The organism is Ilumatobacter sp., assembly GCF_030065885.1.
In the GTDB taxonomy this organism is placed as follows: domain Bacteria; phylum Actinomycetota; class Acidimicrobiia; order Acidimicrobiales; family Ilumatobacteraceae; genus Ilumatobacter.
In genome coordinates this window covers 20,117-28,930 of sequence record NZ_JASJCS010000042.1, presented here as the reverse complement: position 1 = coordinate 28,930, position 8,814 = coordinate 20,117, and the positions used below count along the sequence as shown (strand labels likewise).

Below are 8,814 nucleotides of genomic sequence, written 5' to 3'. Positions count from 1 at the left end.
AGGGCGACCTCACCGATCCAGCCACCCTGTCGACGCTGCAGGCCCGCATCGACGAGGTCCGCGCCGCCGACATCGACACGCTCGCGCTCGACGACCGGGGCGAGCTCATCGACGTCGACGGCGGCGTGTTCAGCGTGTTCGACGCCGTGCTCGACTCGCCGGCCGCCCAGGGTCTCGTGCTCGACCTGACCGGCGTCGAGGTCACCGACGGCGACGGCGATCGGATCCCCGACACCGCCGAGCAGGTCGTCGCGGTCATCGAGACGACGTCGCAGACCGGCGTGCCGTTCGATGCCGGCCGACTGGCGCTCACACCGGACGACGTGGCGACGTCGGTGCGGATCGACGTGGACCCGCCCGCCACCGTCTTCGAGTTCGGTCTGGTCGACAGCCGCCAGCAGGCCTCGGTCAGCGCGACCCGCGACGCGCTCGAGCCGTTCGCCGATGCGATCGGCGCCGACCTCGGCGGCACGTTCGTCCAGGTGACCGGTAGCCCGTTCGTCCGCGACGCCTCGCTCGACGCGACCAACCGGGCGCTGCAGGTGTCGCTGCCGATCGCACTCGTGCTGTGCTTCGGCGTCAGCGCGACGTTCCTGCGATCGATCCGCTACGGCCTGGTCGCGATCGTGCCGATCCTCATGGTCGTCGCGTGGCTGTACGGCTTCATGGAGGTCGCCGGCTACTCGATCAACATCGTGACGGCCACCATCGCCGCGGTGTCGATCGGCATCGGGGTCGACTTCGCGCTGCACTTCATCGCCCGCTACCGGGAAGAGCTCGCCCGGCACGGCGACCGGCGCACGGCGGTGCGGGTGACCGGTGAGGGCACCGGGACCGCGCTCGTGGCCTCGGCGGTCAGTTCGGCGGCCGGGTTCGGCATCATGGCCTTCGCGCCGATGCCGCTCTTCGCGGCGTACGGCCTGCTCACGGCATTGATGATCCTGATGGCGCTGATCGCCACCCTGACGGTGCTGCCCGGGCTCCTGGTGCTCGTCACCCAGGATCGTGCCATCGAGCCGGTACAGGACGCCGGAACGGATGGGCGAGCCACGGCGCTGAGCGGGAACGGCGAGATCGGCGGCGGCGTCGACGCGGCGCTGCCGGTCGGCGGCGGCTGAGCGGGGTCAGCCGACGACCGACGGATCCGGGATGCGGGCCCGCAACGACCAGTTGAAGGTCCGCCAACCCTGACCCGGGTCGGCGATCGACGCCGCCGCCCCGGCGGCGTCGTCGTCGGAGATCGGTGACGGCCGCGGCGCCTTGCAGTGGACCTCGGCGACCCGTTCGGCCATCAGGAACCAGCCCACGGCCTCGTCGACGTCGGCGCCGACGGTCAGCAGGCCGTGATTGCGGAGGGAGACGAGCTTCGCGTCACCGAGCGCGGCGGCGATCCGCTTGCCGCCGTCGGTGCCGTGCACCTCGACCTCGCCGTCGTCGAACACGGCCTGGTCGTGATGGAACGCCGTCGCTTCCTGGCAGATCATCGCGAACGGCTCGGCGCAGGCCGCCCACGGCGTGCCGTACGGCGTGTGCGTGTGCGCGGCGCTGACGACGTCGGGTCGGGCCTCGTGGATCGGCCAGTGGATCGAGTGCGCCGTCATGTTGATCTCGCCCGCTCCCTCGACGACCGAGCCGTCGGGGCCGACGAGCACCAGGTCGTCGACGGTGGCGTCGGCGAACGGGACGCCGTAGCGCAGGAGCCAGAAGCAGTCGGCCCGATCGGGGTCGCGGGCCGAGATGTGGCCGTCGCCCTGCTCGCCCCAGTGGAGCGCCCCGAACAGGCGATAGGCCAGCGCCAGGCGCCGCTTGCGGTGCGCGCGCATGTCGTTCGTCGACGTGATCAGCGGCTCGGCCGACGACGCGGTGAGCGGTGGATGTTCGGCCACGGGTGCATCGTACGCGCCGAGTGCCAGCGGTAGCCTCGCGCCGGTGTCGAACCGGTCAGCTCTCCGGCGATTCTTGACCACCGTCGGCGCCGCGCTCGCGGCGATCCTGGTTGCGGCGAGCCCTGCGTCCGCCCACACGGACTTCGACTTCTCGCTCCCCACCGACGGTGCGTCGGTGGGTGAACCGGTGTCGGAGATCACGGTGGCGTTCACGAGCCCGGTGACCCTCGTGGGCAGCGGATTCGAGGTGCTCGATCCTCAGGGCACCATCGTCGTGCCGTTCGCGGTGACCGACGACGACATGCTGTTCCGGCTCCAGCTCGATCCGCCGCTCGCCGGAGGCGCGGCTGGTGTCCGGTGGGAGGTCGCCGCCGAGGACGGCCACGTGCTGTCGGGCGCCTTCTCGTTCACGATCCAGGCGCCGCTGCCGACCTCGCCGCCCGAGACGACCTCGCCGCCCGAGACGATCTCGCCGGCGTCGACGTCGCCGGCAACGGCACCTCCGGCGAGCGAGGCGATCGAGGCGATCGAGTCGCCGGCGGTCACGACCGCGCCCTCAACGTCCTCGCCGTCGCCCTCGGGCGGGTTCGTGAACGACGAGTCGGCCGCTGCTGTGGCGGCGGGCGACGAGGGTGCGCTCGGCGCCTCTGAGCCTGCCATCGACGACGACGCCGACGGTGGCCTCGGTACAGGCGTCTACGTGGCGCTGGCGGCCGCTGCGGCCGGCGGCGCGGGTCTCTTCCTCGTCCTGCGGTCGCGCGGTGCGAGCCCGCGGTGAGGTTCGTGCCGGCGTCGACGCCCCTCGACGATTTCCTGGCCGACGCCGGTTCGGCGACCGACACGGGCGAGCTGCTCCAGCGGATCGGCCTGTTCGGCTCGCTCGGCGGAGCCACGTTGGCGGCGGGACTCCTGGTGCTGCTCGCCGTCGTGCACCGCGGGTCGCACGCCGAGATCCGTCTGTTGCTCCGGGTCGTCGCGATGGCGGGCCTGTTCATGGTGATCGGCGCAGCGGTCGAAGTCGCCGGCGTCGCCGACATCAACGGTCAGGCGTGGCCCGACGCCCTCACGAGCTCGGCCGGTTCGGCGGCGATGATGCGGCTGCTCGGTGGCCTCCTGGTCGTGCTCGGCCTGTTCGACGACGTCGCGCCGATCGGCCGGCCGTCGTCCGGGACCGACGCCGAGAACGAAGCCGAGAACGAAGCCGAATCCTCCGTCCGTTGGGTGCCGTCTGCAGCGTCAGCGTTCGGGATGACCGGGGCGATCGCTGCGCTGTTGAGCTTCGGATTCGACGGTCACACCGTGACCGAGGGCCCGCGCGCCCTCCACGCGCTCACGAACGTGGTCCACGTCGCTTCGGGCAGCGTGTGGTTCGGCGGCATCGTGGGCCTGGCCGTCCTCGCCCTGCGGCGACGCGCCGACGGGTCGGCGGCACCGTTGATCGTTCGGTTCTCGTCCGTTGCGACGGGTGCTCTCATCCTGGTCGCTGTGGCGGGTGGTCTGATGACGCTGATGATCGTGGACGGCCTCGGTGAGCTGACCGATACGGACTGGGGCCGCCGGCTTCTCCTCAAGACCGGTGCGATCGGCATCGCCGTCGCGATTGGTGCGTACAACCACTTCGTCGTGGTGCCGGCGCTCGATCGCCATCCCGACGGGAGCACAGCGATGGTTGCGCGGTCGCGTGCGACGCTCATGGTCGAGGCGACCGTCCTGGTGCTGGTCGTGGTGCTCACCGTGCTCCTCGCGGGCGCCTCGACCAACTGACGACACCGCACCGAGCACCGGGCGGAGCTGCCCCACGATCGTCGCGCCGGGGGATAACCCCACCCGGCATTCGCCAGGCGTCTCCATGTCGCCGAGGCGGCCGCTGCTCGACGATGGAGTCATGAGCGCAACCACCCTTCTCGATCCCGTGCCGGCAGTACCCCCCGCTGCCGGCACGGCGCCGGCCCTCGTCCAAGCCCGCGACCTGACCCGAGTGTGGGGCAAGGGCCATGCGGCGCAGATCGGCGTCAGCAGTGTCGACCTCGACATCGCGGCCGGCGAGATCGTCGCTGTCATCGGCCCGTCCGGGTCGGGCAAGAGCACGCTCGGCGCGCTGATCGCCGGCATCGATCAACCGACGTCGGGTTCGCTCGTCGTCAACGGCACGCGGATCGATCGCATGAAGACCGACAAGCTCGCCGCCTGGCGCGGCGCCAACGTCGGCATCGTCTTCCAGGACTTCCACCTGCTCCCGACCCTGACCGCCGCCGAGAACGTCGAGCTCGCGATCGAGCTCGGGCCCAGCGGTGCGGGTCGCCGGCTCCGCCGCCGTGCGGCCCGCAAGGCACTCGACGCCGTCGGACTCGGCGACTTCCACAAGAAGTTGCCGGCCCAGATGAGCGGCGGCGAGCAGCAGCGGGTCGGCATCGCGAGGGCGATGGTGACCCACCCCCCGATCATCGTGGCCGACGAGCCGACCGGCAGCCTCGACCAGAGCAACGGACACGCGGTCTTCGAACTGCTGATGGGGCTCGCTCGCAACGGGAGCACCGTGGTGTTCATCACGCACGACCTCGCCCTGGCCGACGGCGCCGATCGCGTCGTGTCGATGATCGACGGCCGGGTCGACGCCGTCACCCAGCGCAGTGCAGGTGGCGGGCGATGAGGTCGTTGCTCCGCCAGTTCAAGCGTGCGCCCGGTCGCATCGTCGCCAGCGTGTTCGCGCTGGCGCTCGCCGTCGGCGCGATCGGTGTGCTGGCCGTTCCCACCGTGTCGACCGGCACGCTGCACGAGACCGCCGAGCGCGATGGCCTCGCCGACATCATCGTGCCGACCTCACCGCTCGACGCCGAGCAGGTCGCCGAGCTCGCGACGATCGACAACGTCGTCGCGGCGGAAGGCCAGGCGTCGCTGGCGGTGACGTTGCCGAACGGGTCGGACACCCGCGTCGTCGGTCTCGACCTCGAGCACCAGACGATGGACCTCCTGCAGCTCGACGCCGGTCGGCTGCCGCAGAGCTCGGACGAGATCGTGACCTCGCCCGGATTCGGGACGATCGGCGAGCGGCTGTTCACCGGCGGACGTTCGTACGAGATCGTCGGGCACGGCAGCACGCTCTGGTGGGCCGACAGCGATGTCGCCTTCGCGGACCTCGACACCGTCAGGCAGCAGCTGCCCGAGCAGGGCACCAACCGGCTCGTCATCACGGCGGAGCACGACGACCTCGACTCGTTGCGCGCCATCTCGGACGAGGTCCGGACCGTGCTCGCCGACTCGGGCGACACCTACACCGACTTCCCCCTCTACCTCCCCGACGGCACGACGCCGATCGACCAGGACATCGAGCAGATCAGCATGCTGATCGGCCTGCTCGGCATCGCAGCCGGACTCGTGGCCCTCGTGCTGCTGGCCTCGACGACCAACACCCTGATCACCGAACGGACCCGCGAGGTCGCGGTCATGCGCGCCCTCGGCGGTCGCTCCCGGCCGCTGCGGCGGCGGCTCCGCCGGATCGCCACCGGCATCACGGTCATCGCGCTCGTCGTCGGGCTGCCACTCGGCATCGTGATCAGCAACGTGATCGCCCGCATGGTGCTCGAGGAGTTCGTCGGTGTCACACCCGACGTCGCGATCGATTGGCTCGTGCTCGCCGGCAGTGCGGTCGGCATGCTCGTCGGCGCCCGGCTGGTGGCCGCCCGCGCGGCCCGCCGAGTCACCAAGATCCCGCTCGCCGCGGCGCTCCGCGACCGCGAGGGCGCACCGTTCGGCCGCAGCTGGGCCCATCGGGCGATGGCCCGGGTGCCCGCGGGCGGCCTGTTCGGCCGCCTCGCCGGGCGATCGGCGGTCCACAAGCCGGCACGCACGGTCGCAATCGTCGTGCAGATCAGCGCCGCCGTCGGCGCCGCGTTCCTGATCCCGAGCCTCGTCACGTCGGTCAACGAGTTCAACACCGCCACCCACGCCCCCTGGCAGTGGGAGTCGCTCACCGGTGCGCGGGATCCCGGCCTCCCGATCGACGGCTCGATCGAGGACGACCACGACGGCATCGAGACCGGCATCTGGACCGAGGGCGAGATCGAGGAGTGGCAGGTCGACGTCTACGGCCTCGCGGTCGACACCGCGATGTTCGATCCGATGCTCAGCGACGGGTCGTGGATCGAACCCGAGGCGCGGACCGCCGTGCTGAGCAAGGGCTTCGCCAGCCGCAACGACCTCCACGTCGGCGACGACGTCACGCTGACGCTCGCTGGAGGGCCCGTCGAGTACGAGGTCGTCGGCTTGTCGAACGACTTCAGCCGCACGATCTACGTCGACCGCGCCGACCTGTCCGCCGACCTCGGCGCACCGGGGATGGCGAACGTCGTCCTCTCCGACCACGCCGGGCCCGGCGTCACACTGCCGGTCGCCACGTGGTCGTCGACCGCCGACGACATCGCAGCCGAGGACAACGCCGGCCGCGAAGCGGTCGTGGTCATCTTCGGTGCGATCGGTGTGGTCGTGGCCGGCGTGGCCGCGCTGGCCGTCATCTCGTCGATGACGGTCAGCCTGTACGAGCGCCGGCACGAGTTCGCCGCCTTGCAGGCGCTCGGCGCTCGCCGTCGCCGTCTCCGCGGGCTGCTCGTCCGTGAACTGGCACCCGTCGGTGCCCTCGGCCTGGTCGGCGGGTTGGCGATCGGAGCGCTGGGAACCCGCGGGATCATCGGTTCGTTCGAGGCGAGCAACGCCGTCGACATCGGCGTGGTCGACGCCACGGGCGCCATCCCGGCGATCGTCATCGGGACGTTCGCGACCCTCGCGCTCCTCGCGGTCGTCATCGTGCACACCGCCGCCCGGCGACCCGTCGCCGTCACGCTGCGAGGTGCGGCATGAAGCACCTGCCGCCGCCGACCTCCGCGACCGTTCGCATGGGCGACCCGTCGTTCCAGAGCGGCGCCGAGCGCGAAACTGGCCGGGTGAGCCAGTTCCCGCCGCCGCCACCGCCGCCCACGCCGCGGGCGTCGGCGACCGAGGGCTGGGACTGGGACCGAGCTCGCGACGTCGCCGAGAAGTGGTTCCGGCCGCTGGCGCAACGCGAGGGCTGGTTGGCGCTCGCGTTCCTGTTCCTGAGCGCGATCGTCGCCCCGTTCCTGTTCGCCGCGATGGTGGCCCTCGGCGCGATCACGTTCGGGCTGCTGTTCATCGTGGTGGGCTTCTTCCTCATCGTCCCGTTCTTCGCGATGATCGGCGTGTTCGCGAAGATCGAGCGCGAGTTCGCAGCACTCGCCGGCCACCGGATCGAGCCGCGGGCAGTGATCCCGGTCAACGGCATCGGTCCACGCGCGATCCTGACGACGATCACCGATCCCGCACGCTGGCGGCAGGTGGCGTTCGTGGCGGTCAACGTCGTCCTCGGGCCCGTGTTGCTCGCGTTCGGGAGCTTCCCGCTCTCGATCGTGCTGCAGACGGTGTTCGGTGACACGGTCATCGACGGCCCGGGCTTCACGATCGGCACCGGCTTCAGCACCGGTGCGTTCGGCATCTTCGCCCTGGTCCTGGCGGCGTTCGCGGCCGGTGCGATCCCGCGGGTCGCGATCTGGGTCGCCGACCTGAAGGCCCAGATCGACGTGTGGTTCCTCGGTACCGACCGCCTCGCGATCGCCGAGCAACGCGTGACCACACTCTCGACCCAGCGCCAGGACATCCTCGACGCCGTGGCCAGCGAGCGCCGTCGGATCGAGCGGAACCTGCACGACGGGGTGCAGCAGCAGCTCGTCGCGATCGGCCTCGACCTCGGCATGGCCGAGCACCAGATCGACGACGACCCCCAGCGCGCCAAGGAGCTGCTCGGTAGCGCCCGACAGAAGGTGCAGGGCTCGATCGGCGAGCTCCGGCAGCTCGGCCGTGGCCTGCACCCGGCGATCCTCGCCGATCGCGGCATCGATGCAGCGCTATCGGCCGTCGTCAGCTCGGCCCCGATACCGATCTCGGTGCACGTCGACGCCGACCTCGACATGTCGACCGATGTGGCCGAGACGATCTACTTCGTTGCCAACGAGGCGATCGCCAACGTGCTCAAGCACGCCGACGCCCGCGTCGCGTCCGTGCACGTCATGAAGGTCGCCGCCAACGTCCGCGTCACCGTGCACGACGACGGCCGAGGCGGCGCCGACGCGGGACGTGGCACCGGCATCGCCGGCATCCGCGCCCGCGTCAACGCATTCGACGGCACCCTGTCGATCACCTCGCCCGACGGGGGTCCGACCACACTGATCGCGGAGCTACCACGCCATGGACGTTGACCAACAGACACCACTCAGAACCATCGTCGCCGACGACTCGGTGCTCTTGCGTGACGGCGTCGTCCGTCTGCTCACCGACTCGGGCATGGAGGTCGTGGCTGCCGTGGGCGACGCCGATGCCCTCCTCGACGCCGTCACCGAGCACGAACCGGACCTCTGCATCGTCGACGTCCGGATGCCGCCGACGCACACCGACGAGGGACTTCGAGCGGCGATCGAGATCCGGCACCGGTACCCCGAGGTCGCCGTGCTCGTGCTCTCGCAGTACGTCGAGGAGCGGTATGCCGGCGAGCTCCTCGCCGGCGACGTTTCGGGCGTCGGCTACCTCTTGAAGGACCGCGTCATCGACGTCGACGACTTCCTCGTCTCGCTGCGTCGCGTCGCGGCCGGCGGCAGTGCCGTCGATGCCGAGGTCATCAGTCAGATCCTCGGCCGTTCGAAGCGTTCGAACGAGCTCGACCGGCTGACCCCGCGCGAGCGCGAGGTGCTCAACCTGATGGCCGAGGGACTCTCGAACGCCGGCATCGCCGAGCGGCTCGTCGTCTCGGGCGGAGCGGTCGAGAAGCACATCTCCAACGTGTTCATGAAGCTCGGGCTGGATCCCGAGGACGGCAACCGCCGGGTGCTCGCCGTGCTCACGTACCTGCGGGCGTAGTCGATCGGCG

General features: G+C 70.9%; 8 protein-coding genes. 7 read left to right on the top strand and 1 reads right to left on the bottom strand.

The annotated features are described in order from the left end of the window. The coding region (locus QNJ12_RS10950) for an MMPL family transporter (RefSeq protein WP_300622678.1) at window positions 1–1,118 on the top strand (1,118 nt) is incomplete at its 5' end. Between the two features lie 6 nt (window positions 1,119–1,124). On the opposite strand, the gene QNJ12_RS10945 is transcribed toward QNJ12_RS10950, so the two are convergent. Further along, window positions 1,125–1,886, bottom strand: coding sequence for a class II aldolase/adducin family protein (locus QNJ12_RS10945; protein ID WP_300622677.1), 762 nt, complete (start codon window positions 1,884–1,886; stop codon window positions 1,125–1,127). Between the two features lie 43 nt (window positions 1,887–1,929). Between QNJ12_RS10945 and QNJ12_RS10940 the strand changes: the two genes are divergently transcribed. The 6 genes from QNJ12_RS10940 (at window position 1,930) to QNJ12_RS10915 (ending at window position 8,804) form a co-directional block, all read left to right on the top strand. Continuing rightward, on the top strand, window positions 1,930–2,664 hold the full coding sequence (locus QNJ12_RS10940) for a copper resistance CopC family protein (protein ID WP_300622676.1): 735 nt from the start codon (window positions 1,930–1,932) through the stop codon (window positions 2,662–2,664). After that, window positions 2,661–3,650: a CopD family protein gene (locus QNJ12_RS10935; protein WP_300622675.1), complete on the top strand. Its 990-nt coding sequence runs from the start codon at window positions 2,661–2,663 to the stop codon at window positions 3,648–3,650. The genes QNJ12_RS10940 and QNJ12_RS10935 overlap by 4 nt, the downstream gene beginning before the upstream one ends. Before the next feature lie 121 nt (window positions 3,651–3,771). Then, on the top strand, window positions 3,772–4,536 hold the full coding sequence (locus tag QNJ12_RS10930; RefSeq protein ID WP_300622674.1) for an ABC transporter ATP-binding protein: 765 nt from the start codon (window positions 3,772–3,774) through the stop codon (window positions 4,534–4,536). Then, entirely contained in the window at window positions 4,533–6,740 is a 2,208-nt protein-coding gene (locus QNJ12_RS10925) for an ABC transporter permease (RefSeq protein ID WP_300622673.1), read from the top strand. Before QNJ12_RS10930 ends, QNJ12_RS10925 begins: the two co-directional genes overlap by 4 nt. Continuing rightward, on the top strand, window positions 6,737–8,149 hold the full coding sequence (locus tag QNJ12_RS10920) for a histidine kinase (protein ID WP_300622672.1): 1,413 nt from the start codon (window positions 6,737–6,739) through the stop codon (window positions 8,147–8,149). The genes QNJ12_RS10925 and QNJ12_RS10920 overlap by 4 nt, the downstream gene beginning before the upstream one ends. Beyond that, window positions 8,139–8,804, top strand: coding sequence for a response regulator transcription factor (locus tag QNJ12_RS10915; RefSeq protein WP_300622671.1), 666 nt, complete (start codon window positions 8,139–8,141; stop codon window positions 8,802–8,804). Before QNJ12_RS10920 ends, QNJ12_RS10915 begins: the two co-directional genes overlap by 11 nt. Window positions 8,805–8,814 lie beyond the last annotated feature (10 nt).